Here is a 22,113-nt window from a genome sequence, read left to right as displayed (position 1 = left end):
CGGCCAGACGGGGTCGCAGTCCGCAACCCTTTTCGTCCGTCTGGTTACATCTCCGTCCATGTCGAGCGAGCGTCACCTCGACGCACTGGTAGTCGGGTACACGGCTCTCCTGGTCGGGCCGCTCGTCCCGCTCGCGGTCGAGGGGCCGCGCTGGCCGCTGTTCGCGACGGGCTGTCTCGTCGGTGCGGCGGTCGGGTACGTCGTCGCGGACGCGGCGTCGGACCTCGCCGCGAGCCTTGGTCGCCTCCGGGCCGGTGCCGTGCTCGTCGTCGTTCCGGTGGCGTACGTCTGGCCGCTCGTCACGCGACCGTCCGGACTCGACCCGGTGGCGTTCGTCCTCCACCCCGCCGCGGCCGGTGTGGCCGCCGTCCTGCCGGGGTTTCTGACGAGCCTCGTCGCCCACGAGTGCCTGCGTCGCCGCGAGCGCGAGGCGGTGACGACGCTCGTCGAGTTCTCCGCGCGCCCGTCTCCGCGGCGTCGCCGACTCCTGGTCGGCGTCTCGCTGGTGCCGCTGTCCGTCACGATGCTCGTCTTCGTCGCTGTCCACCTCTGGACCGACTCATCGCCGGACTCGACGACGGTGTTCGTCACCCTCTCCGGATCGCTGTCCGCTATCCTTCCCGCGCTGAGCGGCGAGCGCGACGTCGAATTCGGCGACGAAGGGGTCGTCCTGCAGGGGCGGAAACTCGACTGGGAGTCGTTCGACGGGGCCGAACTCACCGACGAGGCACTCGTCCTGCACCGGTCGGAGTGGTACCTTGGACGGCAGGAGTTCGACCGGGCGGACATCGAAGACGAAGAAGCGGTGACGTCGACGCTCGGTCGCTACCTCGATTACTCCTCGCCGGACTCGTAGTGGTCGCCGGCCGCGTCCGGAGTGCGGGTGCGGCCGACCAGCGCGAGGACGACGATGACGATGACGTACGGCACGAGGCGAATCAGGGTCTGGGAGATGGAGAACCCGAGCGTCTGGAGCCGTATCTCCAGCGCCGAGAGCGCCGCAAAGAGCAGCGACGCGCCGAACGCGCCCACCGGGTTGTAGTTCCCGAACAGGTACGCGGTGATGCCGATCCACCCGCGTCCGTCGACCATCGTCGCGCCGCTACCGATGAACTGGCCGAGCGACAGCGACAGTCCGGCGCCGCCGATGCCGGCGAGGACGCCCGACAGCAGGACGCTCGCGTAGCGCACCTTGCGCACGTCCACGCCGGCGGTGTCGAGCGCCCGCGGGTTCTCGCCGCTGGCGCGGACCCACCGGCCGAACGGTGTGTTCCGGAGGACGTACCACGAGAGCGGGACGGCCACCAGGAGCATGTACACCGTCGGGTTGGCGTTGAAGAACACTGGACCGACCACCGGAATCTCGGCGAGTCCGGGGACGACCCAGTTCGACAGCGTCGGCACCGTGCTGCTGGTGGTGCTCCCCCAGAGGACCCGGGTGGCGAACGGCGCGAACCCGAGCGCGATGAGCCACACCGCCAGCCCCGCGATGACCTGGTCGGCTTTCAGGTCGATGGTGACGACCGCGAACAGGAGCGCGAGCAGCGTGCTCGCGGCGACCGCCGCCAGGAAGCCGAGCCAGGCGGCCGTCGCCGGCGAGGCGAGCGAGGACGACCAGCCGCTGACGGCGACGCCGGTGAACGCGGAGATGATGAGCAGCCCCTCCAGACCGATGTTGATGACGCCGCTGCGCTCGGCGAAGATACCCCCCAGCGCTGCGAAGGCTATCGGGACGGTGACCCGGAGCGACGCCTGGAAGTAGCCGACGTCGAGGACGCCGATGACGGCCGCGGTCGGACTCGCCGGGAAGAACGCCTCGACGACGAGCGCGCCGGCGACGGCCAGCACGGCGAACGCGGCGAGCAGGACGTGTTTTCTACGCATCGTCACCACCCCCCGAGTCGGCCTCGACGTCGTCCGGTTCGCCGCCGTCGGTGGCGACGGGGTCGCGGTCCGCGACGCCCGCCCAGCCGCCGAGCATGCGGAAGAACTCCGGCATGGCGACGAACAGGATGATGAGACCCCGGAGCACGCCGATGAGCTCCGGCGGGACGTCCGTCTGGAAGCCGACCGTGAGCCCCCCGCTCTTCAGCACGCCGAACAGCAGCGCCGCCGGGACGACTCCGAGCGGATTGTTACCGGCGAGGATGGAGACGGTGATGCCGTCGAAGCCGAGTGACGGCGGAGCGATGTACCGCCCCTCGACCATCAGCACGTAGACGGCACCGGCCAGTCCGCCGATGGCACCCGAGAGCGTCATGCTCGCCACCGTCATCCGCTCGGCGTCGACGCCGGCGTAGGACGCCGCCGCCGGCTGGAGCCCGCTGGTCCGCAGTTCGTAGCCGAAGGATGTGTTCTTGAACATGTAGTAGACGCCGAACGCGAGCGCGAGCACCGCGACGAACACGAGCAACGAGAAGCTCGAACTCGGGTGGAACAGAATCGGCTGCAGCTTCGCGTACCCGGGCACGTTCTCGGTGGCGACCGTCGAACTCACCCGGAAGTAGTTGTTGACCAGGTAGAACGCTATCCCGGTGGCGATGAAGTTGAGCATGATGGTGGTGATGACCTCGTTGGCGTCGGCGTACGCCTTCAGCGCGCCGGGAATCGCCCCGTACGCACCGCCGACGACCGCACCGACGAGCAGGCCGAGCGGGATCAGAACGAGACCGCCGACGAGACCCCCCGGGACCAGCGGCGCGACGGCGAGCACGGTCAGTGCGGTCGCCAGCGCGCCGAGCACGAGCTGGCCCTGCGTACCGATGTTGAAGAGGCCGGCCCGGAACGACACCGCGACGGCCAGGCCGGTGAGCAACAGCAGCGTCATCTGCTGTAGCGTGAGCGCGACGTTGAACGGGGTGCCGACCGCGCCGTAGAACAGGTAGTAGTACACGAACACCGGGTCGTACCCGGACGCCAGGAGCAGGAGTGCGCCGACCAGCAGCGACGCGAACAGCGCCGTCACGCTCAGTGCGAGTCGCTCCAGGACCGACGCGCCGACCAGGCGTTCCAGTCCGGCCGTCGCCCTCGCCCGCAATCCGTCGCTCATCGGCGCTCACCTCCGGCGGGCGTACCGCCGTCGGCCGCGCGCGCGGCCATCCGGGGGACCGACGCGGGTTCCTCGCCGGCCATCAGCATCCCCAGTTGCTCCTCCGTGACCGACTCGGGGTCGACCACGTCGGCGACCTCCCCACCGTGGAGGACGCCCAGACGGTCCGAGAGCGTCCGGACCTCGTCGAGCTTCGACGAGACGAGGAGGACGGCCTTGCCCTGCTGGCGGAGTTCCAGCAGGCGGTCGTGGATGAACTCGATGCTACCGATGTCCACGCCGCGAGTCGGATGGGAGGCGACGACCAGCGAGGGGTCGCGGCGGAACTCCCGGCCGACGACGAACTTCTGCTGGTTCCCGCCGGACAGCGAGTGCGCCTCGGCGTCCACGTTCCGCGGACGTACGTCGTACTCCTCGACGAGGTCGTCGACGTGGTCGCGGGTCGTCTCCCAGTCGATTCGGTCGTTTTCGGCGTACGGCTCGGTGTGCTGGTTGCCGAGCAGGCTGTTCTCGACGAGGTCGAACTCCATGACCAGCCCCTCGTCCTGGCGGTCCTCGGGGATGTACGCCATCCCGCGCTCGATGTGCTCGCGGCGCGAGCGGGCGGTAACGTCCTCCCCGTCGAAGACGACGCGCCCCCCGTCCGGCGACTGCATCCCGGTGATGGCCTCGACCAGTTCGGTCTGGCCGTTGCCGTCCACGCCCGCGATGCCGAACACTTCGCCCTCGCGAACGTCGAAGCTCACGTCCGAGACGCGCTCGTGTCCCGTCTCGTCGGTGACGGTGAGGTCCTCGACGGAGAGGACGACGTCGCCGGGCGTGCGCTCCTCTTTGTCCGCTTCGAGGATGACCTCGCGACCGACCATCAGTTCGGCGAGGTTCTCCCGGGTCGCCTCGGCGGCGGCCACGCTGCCGACGTTCTCGCCGTCCCGGAGGACGGTTATCTCGTCGGCCGCGTGCATCGCCTCGCCGAGCTTGTGGGTGATGAAGATTATCGTCTTGCCCTGGTCGGTCAGTTCCTCGAGGACGGCGAACAGGTCCTCGACCTCCTGGGGCGTGAGCACCGCCGTCGGTTCGTCGAGAATCAGTACGTCTGCGCCGCGGTACAGCGCCTTCAGTATCTCGACGCGCTGCTGAACGCCGACGCCGACGTCCTCGACCTTGGCGTCGGGAGACACGTCGAAGCCGTAGCGCTCGCTCAGTTCGACGACCTGCTCGCGGGCGCGGTCGTGGTCGACCGCCAGCCCGCCCCACTTCCGTGGTTCGTTGCCGAGGACGATGTTCTCCGCGACGGTCATCGTGTCCACGAGCATGAAGTGCTGGTGAATCATTCCGATGCCGGCGTCGATGGCGTCCCGGGGCGATTCGAACGTGCGCGGTTCGCCGTCCACCCGGACCGTCCCCTCGGTGGGCCGGTAGAGCCCGTAGAGGACGTTCATCAGGGTGGTCTTCCCCGCGCCGTTCTCGCCGAGCAGTGCGTGGACGGTACCGCGTTCGACGACGAGGTCGACGTCATCGTTGGCGACGACTCCGGGGAACCGCTTCGTGATTCCGTCTAGATGTACGGTAGGAGTGTTCATTGGATCAGGACGACGCGGTCCTCGCCGGTCGGCGCAGCGCGCCCGACTCGGCCGCCGTCTCCCGGCGTCGGCGAGTCAGTGGCAGGGGCGACGCGTGCCGACGATGGTCGCACTGCCGACCGCGAGTCCGCGTCGGAATCGCTTGTCAGACGTTCTTCGGGTCCGTCGGGACCGAGATGTCGCCGTCGATGATGGCCTGCTTCGACTTCTTCAGTTTCGAGTTAATCTGTTTCGGAATCTCGCCGGTGTACTTCTGTCCGATGACGGCCTCGACGCCGTTCTTCTCCAGGCCGAGGGCGTGCGTCGTCCCGCCATCGAAGTTGTCGTTGGCGACCCGCTTGACCGATTTGTACACGGCCGTGTCCACGTGTTTGACCATGCTGGCGACGATCCAGTTCGCGTAGGAGCTGGCGCTCTGGGACTGGTCGGAGTCGACGCCGATGGCGTAGCGACTCTCCTGCTTGGCCGCCTTGAACACGCCGTTGCCGGTCCCGCCGGCGGCGTGGTAGACGATGTCCGCACCCTCGTTGTACATCGAGAGCGCTATCTCCTTGCCGCGCTGTACGTCGCTCCAGGAGCCGGCGTACGCCGACTTGACCGAGATGCCGTCGTCGGCGTGCTTCGCGCCGGCCTTGAAACCGGCCTCGAACTTCTTGATGAGCGGGTTCTTCTTCCCGCCGACGAAGCCGACCATCTTGTCGCCGTTCGTCGAACCGCCGCCCTTGCTGAAGTCGGTGGTCGTGAGCAGGCCGGCCAGGTGGCCGACCTGGAACGACCCCTCGTGTTCCTTGAACACGTAGCTGGAGACGTTGTCCCGCTTGACCTCGCCGTCGACCAGCATGAAGTTCTGCTTCGAGAAGTTCTTCGACGTCTTCTTCAGCGCGTCCGTCTGTACGAACCCGATGCAGCAGACGAGGTCGTACTTGGGGTCCTTCGACGACGCGAACTTTCGCTGGAGCGCCTGGAACTCGCTCGCTCCGCCCGGTTCGACCTCGTCGTAGGCGACGCTCATCTCCTCTTTGGCCTTCTTGACGCCGTTGAACGCCATCTCGTTGAACGAGTCGTCGCCCTTGCCGCCGAGGGCGTACACCATCCCGACGTTCGTCTTGTCACTACCGCCGCCGCCGTTCCCGCCGCCCCCGCCGGGGCTGCTGAGGCAGCCCGCGAGACCGCCGATGGCCAGTGCGCCGCCCGTTTTCACCAGTCGCCGCCTCTGTTTGTCAACGTCCGTCATCTGTTCGTTATTCAGTTCGATTGTTCCTGATAAACGCTCCGCTTCGCGTCCAGAACATCGAAAATGCGGACATTCGACCTGGCGGGCCGCATCTATCGAACCTCCGATATCGCGGCGTCGACGGCGTCCCTCGTTTTCGCGACGAGGGCGTCCACGTCGTCGCTCTCGGCGTAGATGCGGACGTAGGGTTCGGTCCCGCTCGGTCGGACGAGCACCCACGAACCGTCCGGCCGTTCCGCCCGGACGCCGTACTCGGTGTCGGCCGACGCGTCCGGGAACGTCTCGGGAATCGCCGTCTCCAGTCGTGCCATGGCCGCCGTCTTCGCGTCGTCCGGACAGGGGACGCTCACCTTCCGGTAGGGGCGTTCGCTCACCGCTTCCCGGAGCGACGCGACGCCGTCGGCCGCCGCGACCAGGCGCGCGAGTACCGCCGCGCTCGCGACGCCGTCTATCCAGCCGCCGAACTGCGTGTGGACGTGCTTCCACGGTTCCGCCGCGAAGACGACGTCCGTGTCCTCGCCCCCCGCGTTCCGCGCCGAAGCGATACCCTCGTGGAGCGCGCCGAGGCGCACTCGCTCGACTCGCCCGCCGGCCGCGCGGACGCGCTCGTCGATGCGCGCGGAGGCGTTCGGCGTGGTCACCACCACGGGGTCGTCCGCGTCGCTGGCCGCCACGTAGTGTTCCGAGAGAATCGCGACGACCGTGTCCTCGTGGACGATAGCGCCGTCGCCGTCCACCAGTACGATGCGGTCGGCGTCGCCGTCGTGTGCGAGTCCGAACGCGAAGTCGCCGCTCCGGGTGAACTCCTGCAGGTCGGTCAGCGTCTCTGGGGTCGGTTTGCTCTCACGGCCGGGGAAGTGGCCGTCGACGTTGGCGTTCAGCGTGACCACCTTCGCGCCGAGCGCCCGGAGCACCTGCGGCGTGGCGACGCTCGCCATCCCGTTACCGCAGTCGACCGCGACGCGAACGCCGTCCAGCGGCGCGCCGTGCCGGCGGGCGTACGCGACGACGGCCTCGAGGTAGTCGTCGAGCACGCTCTCGCGGTCACAGTCGCCCCATTCGTCCCACGCGACCGGCCCGGGGTCGTCCGCGACCCGGTCTTCGACCGAGCGCTCCGCCTCGCGGTCGTACTCCTCGCCGTCGACGAACAGTTTGATGCCGTTGTCCGTCGGCGGGTTGTGACTCGCGGTCAGCATCACGCCCCGTCGCCCCTGCGAGGCGAACGCGAGCGCCGGCGTCGGGAGCTGCCCGGCGCGACGGACGTCAGCCCCCGCGCTCTCCAGGCCCGCCTCCATCGCGGCGGCGAGCGCTGCTCCCGTCTCGCGCCCGTCCCGGGCCAGCACGAACTCCGCGCCCGACTCCCCCGCGGCGCGTCCGACGGCGAGTGCGAGTTCGGGCGTCACTCGCTCGACAACGTCTCCGCGGATACCCGCGGTTCCGAAGAGGTCCATATTCGAGAGTTCTACCCGGGACACTTAGGTCCCCTCGATTCTTCGCCGACTGTCTCACAAAAGATAAGCCCCGGTCCTGCGTAGGCGGGGATATGAGCCTGCCAAGCCTGACGACACCGCAAGGCGCGTTCGACTACCTGATCGGCCTCATCATCTTCCTCGCCGGAGTCGGCACCCTGTACATGGTCGCCATCGCGTTCGGCGTCATCAATCCGCTGTTCTGAGAGCGACGGCGACCGGTCGTGGTGCGTCGAATCGCCGCATTTCGTCGGAACTACCGCTCGACAGTACGTTCCTCGGTGAGACGACGTCGACTCGCGAACTTCCGTGCCGACGCCTCGAAGTGAGAAGAGCGAACGATGGAGCGTGCTGTCCGCTCAGAGTTCGACGCCGCTGGGGATGAGACTGTGCTGGCGGAGGAGGTTCCCTTCGTCGTTGTAGACGAGGAACGTACTCTTGTCGTACTCGACCTCGTCGTCGCCGTTGATGGCGATTTCGACGTGATAGCGGCCGTCGGTGTCGCTCGTCTTCTGTCCGTAGGTGCGGGCGGCACGGATGAACTTGAGGACGTCCTCGGCCTCTTCGTTCAGTTCGAGGATGAAATCGCCCGTCGTCCGGTTCGTGACGCTGACCACTCCGGTCGCGTCCGGTTCGTCCACGCTCTCCTGGAGACGAAAGGTGACGTCGGTCTCGTCAGCGGTGAGCAAGTCGCCGTCGGGACCGGAGAGGCGCTCGCGAAGGGTCGAGGACGGCCCCTCGAAATCGATGATTACCGTCGGCTTGCTGGGGGAACCGTCCTCGTCGACCCAATCGATGTTTTCGACGTCCAGTGTGAAGTAGTCGCGCCTCATTCCGTGCTACCGTCTACGTTCTCGCGTGTCATGAACGTAACGCCACGGTACGAGACGAGAGACTTTTCCGACCGGGTCCTCCGGGCCGACGACGTATCACCGAACTGTCGTCTCGCGGTTCCGGCGACCCCCCGCGTGCGGGGTCCGGAACCACCGTCGGACTCACCGCGGAACGGACCGTCCTCGCGTCGGGCCGACACGTCCGGGCGTCGCGGCAAGCGTCCGTCCAATCAGACGGCTTTTGACGACAGGTCACCAAGGTTCGGTCACCGAATGACCCTCACGAAGCGCATCATCCCGTGCATCGACGTGGACGTGGACGAGAACGGCGACGCGGCGGTGTACACGGGCGTCAACTTCGAAAACCTGCGGCACACGGGCGACCCCGTGGAGATGGCCCGCGAGTACAACGAGGCGGGGGCAGACGAGTTCGTCTTCCTCGACATCACGGCCAGCGCCGAGGGTCGGGAGACGATGCTCGACACCGTCTCGGCGGTCGCGGACGAGGTGTTCATCCCCCTGACGGTCGGCGGCGGCATCCGAACGCGCGAGGACATCAAGGAAACGCTGCGGGCCGGCGCGGACAAGGTCTCCATCAACACCGGCGCGCTGGAGCGCCCCGAACTCATCACGGAAGGCGCGGCGGCGTTCGGCAGCCAGTGCATCGTCATCAGCATCGACGCCAAACGCCGCTTCGGCGAGGGCGGCGAACACTACGCCCAGGTCGACGGCGAGTCCTGCTGGTTCGAGTGCACCGTCAAGGGCGGCCGCGAGGGGACCGGCGTCGACGTGGTCGAGTGGGCGCAGGAGGCCGAGCGCCGCGGTGCGGGGGAACTGTTCGTCAACTCCATCGACGCCGACGGAACCGAGGAGGGCTACGACATCCCACTGACGAAGGCGGTCTGCGACGCCGTCTCGACGCCGGTCATTGCCTCCTCCGGCTGTGGCGGCCCCGAGGACATGCACGAGGTGTTCACCGACGCGGGCGCGGACGCCGCGCTCGCGGCCTCCATCTTCCACTTCGACGAGTACACCATCCGCGAGGTCAAGGAGTACCTCGACGAGCAGGGACTGCCCATCCGGCTGTAATCCTTCGACAGGTAACTGAAGCCAAAATTTCGAACGACTCTTGATTTTTCGTACGTCTGATGTAGACGAGCAGTAACGTTCCGTTGAAACCGGGCGTTTCGCTCTCACGCGCGATACGTCTCGTACAGCGCAGCGAGTCCGCCGGCGGCGAGCACGAACCAGTAGCTCGCGACGCGGTAGACGAGCGCGATGACGCCTGCAGTGCCCCAGGAGACGGCGGCTCCGCCGGCAGTCAGGGCGACGATCAGCGCCACGACGGCGAACTCGACGCCGCCGAGACCGCCCGGGGTCGGGGTGAGTCCGGCGACGGTGCTCGCGGGAACGACGAAGAAGACGACGAAGGGGTCCAGGTGAACCCCGAACGTGAGGCCGGCGAAGTACAATGGCAGCGCGAAGAAGAGCCAGCCGAGGAACGCGTACGGGAGCGTTCGCTTGACGGCGTCCGGATGGGTCGCTATCTCCTCGACGCCCTGGAAGAACTCCCGGACGCGGCCGCGAATCGAGGTCACCTCGACGCGGGAGGTGCGGGCCGCGACGGGCGAGACGACCGTGACGACGAGCGTCTCGACGAACCCCTGGTTTCGCCAGCCGGCGTACACGAGCGCCGGGACGAGGATTGCCATCCCGGCCAGCCCCCAGACGAGGTACCGCGCCTGGCCGGTGATGTCGCTCCGGAACGCGAGCGCGAGGCCGCCGATAGCGGCGAACGCGAAGAAGGGGACGAGGTTCAGGAGTTCGGCCATCAGCACGCCCGCCAGACTCTCCTCGTAGGTCGCCCGGTCGTCCGTCGAGAGCACGAACGCGACGAACGGGCTGCCGCCCGCCTTCCCGAACGGCGTCACGTAGTCGCCGAACGTCGCCGCGAAGTAGGTGACGACGAGCGACCGCAGCGGGATGTCGATGCCGAACACCGAGAGGATGACGTCCCAGGCCTTCGACCAGAAGACGAGGCTGACGACCGTCGAGGCACAGGCGACGACGACCCACTTCGGGTCCGCGTCGGCGAGCGCGGCCTGGAGTTCGCTCCAGCCGATGACGCGCCCGAACAGGTACAGTATAGCGCCGGCGACGGCGAACCCGACGAGTACCTTCGCGACTGTGCTACGGTCGACCCCCTCGCTACGTTTCTCGGTCGTTGACATGGCTCGTTCGCGCGAAACGGCAGTGGTGGTTCGTAGTTGCAGACCCTGGTAGCCGATAACTGGTGGCAGGTCGCCGGTTCGGCACACCGACCGTTCGCCTTGCGAGGGTACGTCCCGCTGACTGTTGTGTCTGCTGGCGGGCGTCGGCGAGAGAATCAGGCCGCAGTCGCGAACGCGTCGCGGAAGTTGGACGTCTTCTCCTTGACGCGACCGACGGCGGCTTCGAGCGCGTCGAGGGGGTCGTCGCCGTCCGTCTTGACCGTGAGGATGGGGTCGGTCTGGCCGCCCGACTGCTCGGGGTTCACGTCGTAGGTCGCGGCCGCGACGCTCTCGGTCTCCAGGAGCGCGCCCTTCAGCACGTTCATGAACGTGTGGTCCTCGCCTCCGATCTCTATCTCGAGTTCGGTGTCGGTCTTGTCGATGACCCGCAGTTCCATACTCCCGGATTCGCCACTCTCGCGTTTCAATCTTGCGAAGCGTAGGTTTTCGAACGCACCGACGAGTCACGGCAGTGCCAGGAAGACGACGTAGGCGACGGTCACGAGAACGGCGGCGTGTTTCGCGCCGTCGCGGACGCTCCCCTCGCCCATCTTCCCGGCGACCACGCCCGAGAACAGCCCCTGTATCAGTGCAGTGTGGAAGAAGACGAGGGTGTAAGCGTCGACGGACACCGACGAGACGCCGCCGGTGCCGGGGACCGCGGCCGAAGCGCTCCCCCCGGTTTCGGTCTGCGGGACCTGCTCCAGCGCCGGGATGAGGATGCTGTTCAGCGCCGCGACGATTATCAGGAAGACGAGGAAGGCGAGGTAGACGATGACGAGGTAGGTCAGCATCTCCTGGCGGCGCTGTCGGCGCAGTCGCCGGGTCGCCTGGGCGTCGTCGGCGGCGATGCGGAGCACGCGGCCGATGTCGTCGCTGGCGTGCATTGCGTTCGTCACGAGCGTGACGATTCGCGTGACGGTGGGGCTGTCGATGCGGTCTTCGAAGCGGTAGAGCGCGGTCGCGGCGTCCGTCCCCCACTCGATGTCGCGCCACGTTCGCCGTATCTCCGCGTCGAGCACGCCGAGGTCGCTGTCGGCCACCTGTTCTATGCTCTCGACGACCGTCATCCCGGCCTCGTTGACGCTGGCGAGGCGGTCGAGCAGGTCCGGGGCCGCCGCCTCGATGGACATCAGTCGCCGTCGCCGCAGTTCCTGGACGACGGCGAACGTCGCGAGCACGAACAGCGCCGCCTGGACGACGGCGTCGTCGACGGAGCGGGGGGTGGCGGTGCCGGCCGCGACGGCGGGGCCGACGCGCACGACCAGCGAGACGACCGCCAGCGGCACCGTCGCGTACAGGACGACGAACGGGTCGGCGAGCACGGTCCGGACGGGGTTCTCCAGCCCCGACCGGAGGTCCCGGAAGCGGTCGTACAGCGCCAGTCGTTCGGCGTTGGCGAGCCGGTCGTCCCGGGACGCGCTCGCCGCGACGCCGCCGTCGCCGAGCACGGACCGGGCCGCGTCGGGGTCGCCGGCCCGCCGGACGTCGGCGATGGTCGGGTCGTCGACGTCGCGGTCCCGTCCCCCGGCGGTGAGAGATTCGGTGATGCTGTCGAGGTAGACGACGAAGCCGACGTTGCCCAGCGGCACGAGCAGGTACGTCATCAGGTGCAGGAACTCCAGCGTCTCGGCGATGCCCATCAGGCCGACGATGACCAGCAGGGTGACGAGTAGCAGGGGACCGACGACGAACAGCGAGACGTACCCCTCCGCCAGCGTCGCGAGCAGTTCGAGGAACGCCTCCTGTTCCGCCTCCGCGTCCTCCTGGTACCGCTCGTACTGGTCGTGGAGGTACGAGGGGAGGCTCTGGCCGCTCTGGAGAACGCTCGTGAGGTTCTCGGCGAAATCCTCGAACTTCTCGCTCGGCGACTGCTGGGCCATCTGCTGGATGGCGGTCAGCATGTCCAGTCCGAACAGGTCCATCGCCTTCACCGCGACTTCGACCTCCTCGGCCGCCTCGCCGTACACCGCCCGGTTTCGCGCCAGCGTCCGCAGTATCTCCGGAAACGCCATCCCGCTCCGGGAGAGGGCGTAGACGAACGCGACCGTCCGCGCGAGGCTCGCGTCTATCCGGCGCTCCCGGACGTCCGCGCGGTGGGACAGCGTCGCCCACCGCAGCCAGTAGGTGAGCCCACCGGCGGCGAGGCCGAGCGTCGCGCTGCTGAACAGGAGGGTGACGAACAGCTCCGACATCGACAGCGTCGGTACGGCGTGGAGGTTCGCGAGGAAGCCGAGCCGCGAGGGCAGGGTCTCCCGGAGCGTCGCCGACGAGACGGAGAGGACCGCGAGCACGAGACCGACGAGGTAGACCCCGACGACGCTGCCGGCGACGGCGGCGAGTCCAGCGTACACCCACGTCTTCGAAGCGTACAGCCGGTAGGTCGCCGACGTGCGCGGCCCGGAGCAGGCGCCGTCGACGGGCCCGCCGCCGGCCGCTCTCGCGGACGTACCGGCCGAACACCGAGAGTGAGACGCGCGTGACGACCCGGTTCGCCCTCGTGCTGACCGGCGACAGCGCGACCGGCGCGAGCAGCGCCAGCGCACACAGGAGCGGCAGGAAGTTCAGCAGGGACATCAGTCGAACTCCGAGACGGTCGACTCGATGTCGTCGGACACCCGCTCGACGACGCGCTCGGGGTCGGCGTAGTACTCGTTGACCATCGCGGTGAACCGGCGGTAGTCGGTGACGTCGTTCTCCCGGAGGTACTGGAGGACGAGCTTGCGGTCCCGCAGCTCTTCGAGCAGTTCCGACCGCGACCAGCCGTGACTCTCCCGAATCTCGTCGAGCACCTCGCTGTCGCGCTTGCGGAACGTGTCCTCGCCGGGGTTCCACGAGAACGTCGTCGAGTAGTCCAGGTCGCCCGTCCGCTGGTCGATGCCCTCTATCTCGGCGATCACCTTGTTCCGGCGAACCCGCTCGTCGCCGACGTGGGTGAGCGTCTGGATGGAGAGGATGTCGAGGCTCTGTATCATCGCCCGCGGCACGTTGATGGGGTCGTTCTCCAGGCGGTTGATGACCGTCTGCACGCTGTCCGCGTGCATGGTCGAGTACGTCGTGTGACCGGTGTTCATCGCCTGGAACAGCGTCATCGCCTCCTCGCCGCGCACCTCGCCGACGGCGATGTACTCGGGGCGGTGGCGCAGCGCCGACCGCAGCAGGTCGTACATCGTGATGTCCGCGCCATCGTCGAGGCGGTCCCGGGTGACCGACGAGAGCCAGTTGTCGTGATAGAGGGTCAGCTCGCGGGTGTCCTCGATGGTGAGTATCTTCGAGCGCGGCGGGACGAACATCGAGATGGCGTTCAGGGAAGTGGTCTTGCCGGACGCCGTCCCGCCGGCGAAGATGAGCGACTTGTTGTTCTCGATGGCGAGCCAGAGGTACGCCATCTGATCGAGCGAGAAGGTGCCGTAGTCGACGAGGTCGACCGGCGTGAACGGTTCGTCGGCGTACTTCCGGATGGTGAACGCCGACCCGCGCGGCGTGACCTCCCGGCCGAGCGCGAGTTCCGCCCGAGAACCGTCGGGTAGCGTCGCCTCGACGACGGGCTCGCCGACGCTGACGTGCTGGCCGGACCGCTGGGCGAGTCGCACGACGAGGTTGTCGAGTTCGTCCTCGCCGTAGACGACGTTCGTCTCCACGTCGTCGTACTCGTCGTGGTAGACGAAGATGGGCAGGTCGTACCCGTCGCAGGAGACGTCCTCGATGCGCGGGTCGCACATCAGCGGGTCGAGTTTCCCGTACCCGCGGAAGGCCCGGTAGAGGTAGTAGAACAGCCGGTAGAACGTCGCCATGTCGACCTCCACGCCGTACACCTCGAGCAGTTCGCGCAACTCGTCTTTCAGCACTCCCTCTGGCGGTTCGTCGCCCATCTCGCGGCGGTAGATGAGCGACTGGCGGATGTCGGCGAACAGCTTGTCGAGCAGTTCGCTCTCCAGTTCGTCGAGTTCCGGCTCGACGACGTAGTAGAGGTGTTCGTTCGCCGACGGGTCGTAGTTGACCGAGACGAAGGCGAAGGGGGCGTTCACCCAGTAGCGGTCCACCTCGCGGTAGTCCGACAGCCCCGTGAAGCTGATGAGCGAGCCGTGCTCGTCGGGGTCGTAGTTCTCGACCGATATCGTCGACCCCCGGAGCATCTCGGCGGCGCGGCTGAGCGTCCGCCGGAACTCCCGGATGCGGATAGAGACGTCGTCGGCTAGCTCGTCTATCTGGAGACTCGACATGGGTCGTGTCGTCGTACCGCCGCGGTGCGCCCGGCCGCCGGTCCTCCGGCCGCGACGGCGTTCCTCGTCCCGGCAATTGCAGTCAGGATACTTAAATCAATGGCCGGACAGTTTCACGGAGCGCGGTCGGCCCCGACCGGCACGGTTTAGTTCGGCCCCGCCGTCGATTTTCGCAGATGCTCTCCGGTCTCGACGTCTCCCGCAGGTCCCTCGGAGCTGCGCTGATGACCGGCTCCGTCCTCGTCGTCACTGTCGCGCTCGTCGCCAGCGCGGCCCTGGCCCCTCCCATCGCGTCCACGCCGGCGTCGAACGGTTCGGCGACGACGCTGGTCGGCGTCCAGTCCACGACGACCGACGGCCGAGTCGCCGCGCTCGGCCCCAGGGGCGGGGAACGCTGGTCGTACGCCAACGCCGCGAGCTACCACGACGTAACGCCGCTCCCGAACGGCACCGTGCTGGCGACGTTCGTCGCCCACGACGCCCGGCCTTGCGGCCCCTACGAGGCGCCCTGCTCGCGGACCGGCGTTCGCATCGTCGACCCGAAGCCGGAACCGCACGTCGTCTTCGAGTGGGCGTTCCCCGTCCGGACCAGCAAGAACAGCGAGGTCCACGACGCCGAACTGCTGCCGTCCGGCGAACTGCTCGTCGCGGACATGGACCGCGAGCGCGTGTTCACGGTCGCGCCGAACGGCACCGTCACGTGGCAGTGGTCGGCGAGTTCGTTCTACGACGCGCCGCCCGACCCCACGAAGACCGACTGGCTCCACATCAACGACGTGGACCGCGTGGCGGAGGGCCGATATCTCGTCAGCGTCAGGAACGCGAACCAGCTGGTCGTCGTCGAGCGCGGCGAGGGCGTCGTCGACGTCATCAACGAGGACGGCGACCCGCGCGTGCTGAACAAGCAGCACAACCCCCAGATGCTCGGACCGGACGCCGTCCTGGTCGCGGACAGCGAGAACGACCGCGTGGTCGAACTGCACGAGCGGAACGGCGAGTGGGAGGTTGCCTGGCAGGTCGACTCGGCGGGCGGCGTCCGGTTCGACTGGCCGCGGGACGCCGACCGCCTGCCGAACGGCAACACGCTCGTCACCGACAGCCGGAACAACCGGGTCGTGGAGCTGAACGCCTCCGGCGACGCGGTCTGGAGCGCGCGCGTGCCGACGGTCCCCTACGAGGCCGACCGACCGCCCGGCGAGTACCCTGCAGGCGACCCCTACGAGAGCGACGGCTCGACCGGCGTCGGCGCGGAGGGTGCCGGCTCCGCCGGAGGCCCGCTCGGAAGCGGCGACCTCCCCGTGTTCTCCTACCTCGTCGACAGCGCGCGCCACGTCGTCGCGCTCCCGTACTGGCTCTCGGGGTGGCACCTCGCGCTCGGGTCGGGAGCCTCCGTGGCGTTTCTCGCGGGACTGGTGCTGTTCGTCCGCAGCGAGTGACCGGGGCCGCCCGGTCCCGGTAACCTGATGGTTCCGGGGTTTCCTGTCCGAACTATGACTGGCGGCAGCGACGCGGGTGGCGGAGACGACCCCGACGGAGAGGACGAGAGCGACGTTCACGACGGCGCTGACTGCGGAGAGGGCGACCACGACGCGGGCGTCGAGGAGGGTAGCCACGCCGAGGAGGACGGCCACGGCGACGACGAGGACGCCGGAGGCCACGGCGCGCTCCCGCCGGAGGATCTCCGCTATCCGGAGTTCGTCTTCGAGTCGGGCGACGTCGCGTCGGACGGAGCGTTCGACCTCCGGCGGGATCTCGACCGGGAGGAGATGGCGGACTGGCTCCAGGACCTCGCGGGCGGACTGGCCAGCCACGACGTGGCGGTCGAGTCGCCGGACGGGTACGTCACGTTCGGCGTCGGTGCAGAAGACGTGGCGATGTCGTTCGACCCGGGCGAGGACGTCGGCGAACTGTCGGTGACGTTCTCCCTCCGCGCGAAGCCGATGTTCGTGGCGGACGACCCCGACGGTCGGAAGGTCGGCGCGCGCGGCGGTCGCGGGTTCGTCCCGGTCGAGATGCTGACGGGCGAGCGCGAGACGTTCCGCTGTTACAACTGGATAGACGACCCCGACGCCGAGGGTGACGAGGGCTGACCGGGGAGCCGGCGTCGAAGGTGCGACCTACTCCAGGCAGGCGGCGACGACGCGCAGCATGGCTTCGCCGCGGACCTCCTCGGCGAAGAGGGGGACGCGCTTGATGTCGTGGCCGCGGAACACGTCCTGGGCCTCCCGGAGGGCGGACTGCTGGACCTCCCAGCGCTGCTGGCAGAACTCACAGGCGTCGAGGTTCGGGGTGACGAACTGGTCGGAGTCGACGGCCGGCGTCACGTCCGCGAGGTCCTCCATCACCTTGTTGACGACGACGGTGCCGACCGGGATGTCGAACTCCGAGAGCTGTGCGAGCAGGCGCTTCGACTCGAAGACGCTCATCTCTTCTGGAACCATCACGACCCGGAAGTCGGTCTTGCCGGGGTCGCGCAGGGTGGCTCGCAGGCGTTCGATGCGCTCGCGGAGCACGTCGAGGTCGTCGACGCCCTCCTCGGCACCGTCGTCGTCGCCGCCGAACACGCCCTTCACGCCGTCCATCATGCCCTGGAAGCGCTGGCGAAGGGTGGCGATGCGACCGACCATCGTGTCCATGATCTCGGGGAGTTCGAGCAGCCGGAGGGTGTGGCCCGTCGGCGCGGTGTCGACGACGACGCGGTCGAAGCGGTCGTCGTCCAGGAACTCGAGCAGCTTCTGCATCGCCGCGGCCTCGTCGGCGCCCGGCATCGCGCCGCCGAGCAGCGACGACATCGGCCCCTCTCCGTCCTCGCCGAGCATGGCTCCGAGGCCGCCCAGCGGGTTCTCGCCGCCCTGGCCGAAGACGCCCGCCTGCGCCTCCAGTTCGGCGTCGGGGTCTATCTCGGACCCGAACAGCGGGACGTCCTCGCGGATGCGGGTCGGCTCCGCCGGCACGTCGGTCTCGAAGGTGTCGGACAGCGAGTGGGCGGGGTCGGTCGAGACGACCAGCGTCGCCGTGCCGTCGCGGGCGCTCGCCAGCGCCGTCGCGGCCGCCATCGTCGTCTTCCCCACGCCGCCTTTGCCGCCGTAGAGGACGTACTCCGGCGCGTCGACGCCCGTCGGAACCGCCGCCTCGTCGATGCTCTCGACAGTCTCCACGTCCAGTTCGGTCATGCCCCTGGGTTGCCGACGGGCGCTTGTGTACCCGTCGGTCCCGCGTTACGCGGTCGCCGTCGATGACGGGTTCCACCGCCGCCGACGGTGAGCGGCCGCATCGCGCCGGGAGCCGTCACCGTTCGAGCGCGTCGAGCACGGCGAAAGTGCGGTCGCGGAGCGTCGCTCCGTCCGCGGCGAGCAGTTTCACGATGGCCTCCTTGCCGACCTCGCCCCGGTCGACGACGGCGGCGGGCGTCTCGCCTGCCGACTCGAACGCCCGCTTCGCACCCCACTGCATCGTACTGCCTTCCTCGGCCTTCACGCTCTCCGGTTCGGCCGCCCGGTCGAACTCCGCGACCGGACCGTCGAGCGCCGCGAGGGCGGCCTCCACGCTCCCGTCGAACCGGCAGTTCACCGCGAACCGGAGGGTCGGGTCGAACTCGCGTGCGGCGAGCAGGAAGCGCGCGACGTGGCTCGACGCGCCGAAGCGAACGCCCCGGTTCGGCTCGACGCCCGACATGGTGCGGGTGATGCGTCCCTCGACGGCGGCCGTCTCGCCGACGCGCTCCGCGTAGGGGGTCGCGCCGACGACGTTCATCCCGACCTCCGGGACGAGGGGGCTCACGTCGCGCTCGACGAACGCCCGGACGACGGACTCGACGGCCTCCTGGGTCGGCTGGCGGTCCGCCCGTTCCCGGAGCGCGACCAGGTGGTGGACCGCGCCCGGCCCCTCCCCCACGTCCAGCGAGTAGCGCACCGCCCGCTCCATGAACGCCGTGCTCGCTTCCACCGCGTCCCGGAGGTCGTCGCCCCGGGCGAGTCGGGCCGCGACGGCGCTGGCGAGCGTGCATCCCGACCCGTGAGTCGCCTCGGTGTCGATTCGGGGATGCTCGAAGGTCACCGCGTCGTCGCCGGCCACGAGCACGTCCCGGACCGTCTCGCCGCCGACGTGGCCGCCCTTCACGAGCGCGGCGTCCGCACCCATCTCGACCAGTTTCTCGCCGGCCTCGCGGGCGCTCTCCTCGTCGGAGGGTTCGACGCCCGTCAGCACCGCGGCCTCGTCGGCGTTCGGCGTCACGAGCGCGGCGCGGGCGACCAGGTCCTCGTAGGCGTCCTCGCCGTCGGGGCTGAGCAGGCGGTCCCCGGACGCCGCGACCATCACGGGGTCGACGACGACCGGCGCGTCCAGTCCGGCGACCCGCTCCGCCACCGCCTCGACGACCGGTGCTTCCGCGAGCATCCCCGTCTTCGCGGCGCGCACGTCGAAGTCGTCGGTGACCGCGTCGTACTGCGCCTCGATCTCCTCGACGGGGAGCGTGAACGCGCGCTCGACACCCCGGGTGTTCTGGGCGGTGACGCTGGTGACGACGCTGGTCCCGAACGCGCCGTGGGCCTCCATCGTCTTCAGGTCGGCCTGGACGCCCGCACCCCCGCCGGAGTCGCTGCCGGCGACGGTCAGCGCGACCGGGCGTTCGACCGGCGCTGCCTCCCGGGTCATGCGTCCAGCCTCCCCATGTACTCCTCGAACGTCCCCCAGAACGGGTCCTCTTCGGGGTGTTCGACGCGGTCGCCGTCGACGTAGACGCCCTCGCCCTCGGCGACTTCGCCAACGTCGGCGGCCGGAATCCCGGCGTCGGACAGCGCCGCCAGCACGTCGGCCGCGTCCTCCGGCGCGACCGTGGCGAGGAGGGTACCTTCGCTGATGGCCGACCACGGGTCGACGTCGAAGAACTCGCAGGCTTCGCGCACCCCCGGCTGCACCGGAATCGCGTCGCGGTCGACGTCGAGGCGGACGCCCGCGGCGCGGGCCATCTCGACGAGCGCGCCGTGGACGCCCCCCTCCGTCGCGTCGTGCATCGCCGACACCTCACCCGCCCGGGCCGCCACGAGCGCGTCCTCGACCGGACTCATGTCGTAGAACCGCTTCTGGGCCGCCTCGACGGTCGCTTCCGGGAGGTCCAGCAGTTCCTCGAACTGGATGGAGAGCAGTCCGGTCGTCTCGATGGCTGGTCCCTTCGTGATAAGGAGGCGGTCGCCGGGGCGAGCGCCGTCCGGCCGCACGACGTCGTCGAGGTCTCCCACGGCCATCGCGGTCGCGCCGCCGACCATCGGGTACGTACACCCGGCGTAGCGGGCGGTGTGACCCGTGACGACGCTCACGCCGAGGTCGCGGGCCTCCGCGTCGAAGGTCTCCCAGACGGTGGCGAACTCCTCGTCGGTTATCTCCGGCGGCAGGTTGAGGTCCACCGCGAGGTGCGTGGGCGCGAGGCCGCTGACCGCCACGTCGCTCATCAGTATGTGGAACGCGAACCACGCCGCACGTTCGAACCCCAGCGACGGCATGACGAACACGGGGTCGGACGCCAGCACGAGCGCCTGTCGGTCCGTGTCGGCGCCGTCGGACTCGGCCCGACCGGCCGCCCCGAGGTCGCTGACGCCGTCAGACTCGGTCTGACGAGCCATCGCCCCGAGGTCGATGACCCCGAAGTCGACGCCGTGCTGGGGCCCCAGCGCCACGTCCGCGCGCTCGGCCCCGAGGTTCGGGTAGATGTACTCCTCGAAGAACTCGCGGTCCACCTTGCCGAGGTCAGCCATACCCGGAGGTACAATCGAGTGGTATTTGTCGATGTTGGTCGTGGGACGGCGAGAACGGACTCGGCCGTCGACGGACGCGACGAACCGTCCTCCCGAAAAAGGACCGCTCTTCGCCCCCGCGAACAGGGGGGCTCGTTCTTCCCGAGCTCCTATTAGAATGTTTTCATTATGGTCGCGAGGGTCATCGTAACGGTGATGCCCGTGACGGAGATGATGGTCGTCAGGGCGGTCCACGTCATCAGCGTCTCCTCCTGGGTCAGACCGCCGATCTCCTTGACCAGCCAGAAACCGCTGTCGTTGTACCACGAGAAGATGTTACCGCCCGCGCCGATCGCCATCACCATGAACGCCGGGTGGACGGACAGTTCCGGCACCTGGGGCGCAATGATGCCGGCGGTGGTGAGCATGGCGGCCGTCGCCGACCCCTGGGCGATGCGGACGATGGCGGCGATCAACCACGCGCTGAGCAGGAGCGGGATGCCGACCTCCGCCATCGCGCCGGTGATGTAGTCGCCGATACCGGAGGCGGCGAGCAGCGCACCGAACGCGCCGCCGGCCGCGGTGATCGCTGCGATGTTTCCGCCGCTCTTCAGGGCCTCGGTCATCTCCTCGGTCCACTCCTCCTGCGTCATGTCGTTGTGCTGGTAGAACGTCCACGCGGCCGCCAGTGCGGCGATGGTCAGCGCGACGTTCTTGTCGCCGATGAAGGCGACGTACGGCCTGAGCGCCGACAGCGCCGGGACGACTTCCTGGAAGGTGTCGACGACGGTGAAGGAGGCGACCAGCACGACGGCGAGGACGACCGGTGCAGCAGATTCGAGGACGCCCGGCAGGTCGCTCGTGTCGCGGTCTGCGAGCTCCTCCAGTTCCTCGGTGGACGTGGCCATCGCGTCACGGAGTGGAATGTCCAACCGACTGTTCAGCCAGCGTCCGTACACGATACCGGCCACGAGCGCCGCCGGGATAGCCGTCGCGACACCGAGCAGAATAGTCATGCCGAGATTGACGCCGATCTTGTCAGCGACGGCGAGCGGTCCGGGCGTCGGTGGCACGAACACGTGCGTCGTCGCCGCACCTGCGCCGACGACGACGATGAAGAGCGTGTAGTCGCGGCCGACGCGTGCCCGCATCGAGCGCGCCAGCGGCGCCATCAGGTAGAAGACGCTGTCGAAGAACACCGGAATCGACAGCACGGAACTGCTCCCCCACAACGCGTAATCGGAGTTGCCCTTGCCGAGGATGTTCTGGAACCAGCGGACGATTCGTTGCGCCGCGCCGCTCTCGAGCATTCCCTTCCCGATGACCGCGGCCATCAGGATCGGTATCCCGATGCCGGCCATCCCTTCGCCGAACGCCGTCGCGACCGCATCTGCGGCCTGCGACGCGCTGAAATCCGGCACGAACACCGTATTTATCGCTCCGACGAAGAACGCCGAGATTATCAATCCGACGAACGCCGGCAGGTCCAACACGACCAGCAGCAGTATCACTACCGCCAATGCGAGTACGAACGTCACCAGCGGACTGTGTGCGAATTCGATTGCCATTGTTTTACAAACGCCTACCCCAGGCTTACCGAAACTAAGCTTAAATATTTAATGTTTATTCGTAGTTTCTACTATGATTATACGGTATAGTACGGTGAAAGACGATGATATAAATATCCATTAAAGTATATTGGCTAGTATTTTTCAGCAGTCGAGTG

The 22,113-nt window shown here is 68.3% G+C and carries 19 protein-coding genes; 5 read left to right on the top strand and 14 right to left on the bottom strand.

Features of this window, described 5'->3' with window-relative positions; translation table 11 throughout:
- Positions 1–58: 58 nt before the first annotated feature.
- The gene (locus ACRYA2_RS12090) at positions 59–856 is read left to right on the top strand and encodes a hypothetical protein (RefSeq protein WP_433628226.1); all 798 of its coding nucleotides are present in this window, start codon (positions 59–61) and stop codon (positions 854–856) included.
- Here ACRYA2_RS12090 and ACRYA2_RS12085 read toward each other — a convergent pair.
- From ACRYA2_RS12085 to ACRYA2_RS12065, 5 genes are all read right to left on the bottom strand, one after another.
- Positions 835–1,884, bottom strand: a complete 1,050-nt coding sequence (locus ACRYA2_RS12085) for an ABC transporter permease (protein ID WP_433628223.1) — start codon at positions 1,882–1,884, stop codon at positions 835–837. The genes ACRYA2_RS12090 and ACRYA2_RS12085 overlap by 22 nt on opposite strands.
- The gene (locus tag ACRYA2_RS12080) at positions 1,877–3,049 is read right to left on the bottom strand and encodes an ABC transporter permease (protein WP_433628221.1); all 1,173 of its coding nucleotides are present in this window, start codon (positions 3,047–3,049) and stop codon (positions 1,877–1,879) included. The genes ACRYA2_RS12085 and ACRYA2_RS12080 overlap by 8 nt, the downstream gene beginning before the upstream one ends.
- Positions 3,046–4,629, bottom strand: coding sequence for an ABC transporter ATP-binding protein (locus ACRYA2_RS12075; RefSeq protein WP_433628219.1), 1,584 nt, complete (start codon positions 4,627–4,629; stop codon positions 3,046–3,048). Before ACRYA2_RS12075 ends, ACRYA2_RS12080 begins: the two co-directional genes overlap by 4 nt.
- 145 nt (positions 4,630–4,774) lie before the next feature.
- The gene (locus ACRYA2_RS12070; RefSeq protein WP_433628216.1) at positions 4,775–5,863 is read right to left on the bottom strand and encodes a BMP family lipoprotein; all 1,089 of its coding nucleotides are present in this window, start codon (positions 5,861–5,863) and stop codon (positions 4,775–4,777) included.
- A gap of 92 nt (positions 5,864–5,955) precedes the next feature.
- Entirely contained in the window at positions 5,956–7,314 is a 1,359-nt protein-coding gene (locus ACRYA2_RS12065) for a phosphohexomutase domain-containing protein (protein WP_433628213.1), read from the bottom strand.
- 92 nt (positions 7,315–7,406) lie between these two features.
- Between ACRYA2_RS12065 and ACRYA2_RS12060 the strand changes: the two genes are divergently transcribed.
- Positions 7,407–7,538: a hypothetical protein gene (locus ACRYA2_RS12060; RefSeq protein WP_433628210.1), complete on the top strand. Its 132-nt coding sequence runs from the start codon at positions 7,407–7,409 to the stop codon at positions 7,536–7,538.
- A gap of 153 nt (positions 7,539–7,691) precedes the next feature.
- On the opposite strand, the gene ACRYA2_RS12055 is transcribed toward ACRYA2_RS12060, so the two are convergent.
- Positions 7,692–8,165: a DUF5793 family protein gene (locus ACRYA2_RS12055; protein ID WP_113277417.1), complete on the bottom strand. Its 474-nt coding sequence runs from the start codon at positions 8,163–8,165 to the stop codon at positions 7,692–7,694.
- A gap of 273 nt (positions 8,166–8,438) precedes the next feature.
- Between ACRYA2_RS12055 and hisF the strand changes: the two genes are divergently transcribed.
- The gene (gene hisF / locus ACRYA2_RS12050; RefSeq protein WP_433628206.1) at positions 8,439–9,254 is read left to right on the top strand and encodes an imidazole glycerol phosphate synthase subunit HisF; all 816 of its coding nucleotides are present in this window, start codon (positions 8,439–8,441) and stop codon (positions 9,252–9,254) included.
- A gap of 104 nt (positions 9,255–9,358) precedes the next feature.
- Here hisF and ACRYA2_RS12045 read toward each other — a convergent pair whose 3' ends face one another.
- The 4 genes from ACRYA2_RS12045 to ACRYA2_RS12030 form a co-directional block, all read right to left on the bottom strand.
- Entirely contained in the window at positions 9,359–10,396 is a 1,038-nt protein-coding gene (locus tag ACRYA2_RS12045) for a lysylphosphatidylglycerol synthase transmembrane domain-containing protein (protein ID WP_433628203.1), read from the bottom strand.
- A gap of 155 nt (positions 10,397–10,551) precedes the next feature.
- Complete coding sequence (locus tag ACRYA2_RS12040; RefSeq protein WP_113277420.1) at positions 10,552–10,833, bottom strand: DNA-directed RNA polymerase subunit L; 282 nt, start codon at positions 10,831–10,833, stop codon at positions 10,552–10,554.
- A gap of 66 nt (positions 10,834–10,899) precedes the next feature.
- The gene (locus ACRYA2_RS12035) at positions 10,900–12,789 is read right to left on the bottom strand and encodes a type II secretion system F family protein (RefSeq protein WP_433628200.1); all 1,890 of its coding nucleotides are present in this window, start codon (positions 12,787–12,789) and stop codon (positions 10,900–10,902) included.
- 222 nt (positions 12,790–13,011) lie between these two features.
- Positions 13,012–14,658: a type II/IV secretion system ATPase subunit gene (locus ACRYA2_RS12030; protein ID WP_433628197.1), complete on the bottom strand. Its 1,647-nt coding sequence runs from the start codon at positions 14,656–14,658 to the stop codon at positions 13,012–13,014.
- A gap of 224 nt (positions 14,659–14,882) precedes the next feature.
- On the opposite strand from ACRYA2_RS12030, the gene ACRYA2_RS12025 reads away from it, so the two are divergent.
- Positions 14,883–16,094 carry an arylsulfotransferase family protein gene (locus ACRYA2_RS12025; protein ID WP_433628194.1) on the top strand — a complete coding sequence of 404 codons (1,212 nt, stop codon included), beginning with the start codon at positions 14,883–14,885 and terminating at the stop codon, positions 16,092–16,094.
- 54 nt (positions 16,095–16,148) lie between these two features.
- Positions 16,149–16,748: a hypothetical protein gene (locus ACRYA2_RS12020; protein ID WP_433628191.1), complete on the top strand. Its 600-nt coding sequence runs from the start codon at positions 16,149–16,151 to the stop codon at positions 16,746–16,748.
- Positions 16,749–16,775: 27 nt separating this feature from the next.
- Here the strand turns inward: ACRYA2_RS12020 and ACRYA2_RS12015 are convergent, their stop codons facing one another.
- From ACRYA2_RS12015 to ACRYA2_RS12000, 4 genes are all read right to left on the bottom strand, one after another.
- Positions 16,776–17,831 (bottom strand): ArsA family ATPase, encoded by a 1,056-nt coding sequence (locus ACRYA2_RS12015; RefSeq protein WP_433628188.1) that lies wholly within the window; start codon positions 17,829–17,831, stop codon positions 16,776–16,778.
- A gap of 115 nt (positions 17,832–17,946) precedes the next feature.
- Positions 17,947–19,311 carry a bifunctional hydroxymethylpyrimidine kinase/phosphomethylpyrimidine kinase gene (gene thiD, locus ACRYA2_RS12010; protein ID WP_433628185.1) on the bottom strand — a complete coding sequence of 455 codons (1,365 nt, stop codon included), beginning with the start codon at positions 19,309–19,311 and terminating at the stop codon, positions 17,947–17,949.
- Positions 19,308–20,408, bottom strand: a complete 1,101-nt coding sequence (locus tag ACRYA2_RS12005; RefSeq protein ID WP_433628182.1) for an AIR synthase family protein — start codon at positions 20,406–20,408, stop codon at positions 19,308–19,310. Before ACRYA2_RS12005 ends, thiD begins: the two co-directional genes overlap by 4 nt.
- 152 nt (positions 20,409–20,560) lie before the next feature.
- The gene (locus ACRYA2_RS12000; RefSeq protein ID WP_433628180.1) at positions 20,561–21,955 is read right to left on the bottom strand and encodes a GntP family permease; all 1,395 of its coding nucleotides are present in this window, start codon (positions 21,953–21,955) and stop codon (positions 20,561–20,563) included.
- Positions 21,956–22,113: the final 158 nt, after the last annotated feature.

This window comes from Halomicrococcus pelagicus, assembly GCF_050954125.1.
This window is presented reverse-complemented; position numbering and strand designations above follow the sequence as displayed.

Coding starts and splice junctions, on each gene's coding strand:
- thiD (WP_433628185.1), bottom strand. CDS start 19,311: ATGACCCGGGAGGCAGCGCCGGTCGAACGCCCGGTCGCGCTGACCGTC.
- ACRYA2_RS12000 (WP_433628180.1), bottom strand. CDS start 21,955: ATGGCAATCGAATTCGCACACAGTCCGCTGGTGACGTTCGTACTCGCA.
- ACRYA2_RS12060 (WP_433628210.1), top strand. CDS start 7,407: ATGAGCCTGCCAAGCCTGACGACACCGCAAGGCGCGTTCGACTACCTG.
- ACRYA2_RS12040 (WP_113277420.1), bottom strand. CDS start 10,833: ATGGAACTGCGGGTCATCGACAAGACCGACACCGAACTCGAGATAGAG.
- ACRYA2_RS12015 (WP_433628188.1), bottom strand. CDS start 17,831: ATGACCGAACTGGACGTGGAGACTGTCGAGAGCATCGACGAGGCGGCG.
- ACRYA2_RS12030 (WP_433628197.1), bottom strand. CDS start 14,658: ATGTCGAGTCTCCAGATAGACGAGCTAGCCGACGACGTCTCTATCCGC.
- ACRYA2_RS12080 (WP_433628221.1), bottom strand. CDS start 3,049: ATGAGCGACGGATTGCGGGCGAGGGCGACGGCCGGACTGGAACGCCTG.
- ACRYA2_RS12055 (WP_113277417.1), bottom strand. CDS start 8,165: ATGAGGCGCGACTACTTCACACTGGACGTCGAAAACATCGATTGGGTC.
- ACRYA2_RS12085 (WP_433628223.1), bottom strand. CDS start 1,884: ATGCGTAGAAAACACGTCCTGCTCGCCGCGTTCGCCGTGCTGGCCGTC.
- ACRYA2_RS12045 (WP_433628203.1), bottom strand. CDS start 10,396: ATGTCAACGACCGAGAAACGTAGCGAGGGGGTCGACCGTAGCACAGTC.
- ACRYA2_RS12065 (WP_433628213.1), bottom strand. CDS start 7,314: ATGGACCTCTTCGGAACCGCGGGTATCCGCGGAGACGTTGTCGAGCGA.
- ACRYA2_RS12020 (WP_433628191.1), top strand. CDS start 16,149: ATGACTGGCGGCAGCGACGCGGGTGGCGGAGACGACCCCGACGGAGAG.
- hisF (WP_433628206.1), top strand. CDS start 8,439: ATGACCCTCACGAAGCGCATCATCCCGTGCATCGACGTGGACGTGGAC.
- ACRYA2_RS12075 (WP_433628219.1), bottom strand. CDS start 4,629: ATGAACACTCCTACCGTACATCTAGACGGAATCACGAAGCGGTTCCCC.
- ACRYA2_RS12025 (WP_433628194.1), top strand. CDS start 14,883: ATGACCGGCTCCGTCCTCGTCGTCACTGTCGCGCTCGTCGCCAGCGCG.
- ACRYA2_RS12070 (WP_433628216.1), bottom strand. CDS start 5,863: ATGACGGACGTTGACAAACAGAGGCGGCGACTGGTGAAAACGGGCGGC.
- ACRYA2_RS12005 (WP_433628182.1), bottom strand. CDS start 20,408: ATGGCTGACCTCGGCAAGGTGGACCGCGAGTTCTTCGAGGAGTACATC.
- ACRYA2_RS12090 (WP_433628226.1), top strand. CDS start 59: ATGTCGAGCGAGCGTCACCTCGACGCACTGGTAGTCGGGTACACGGCT.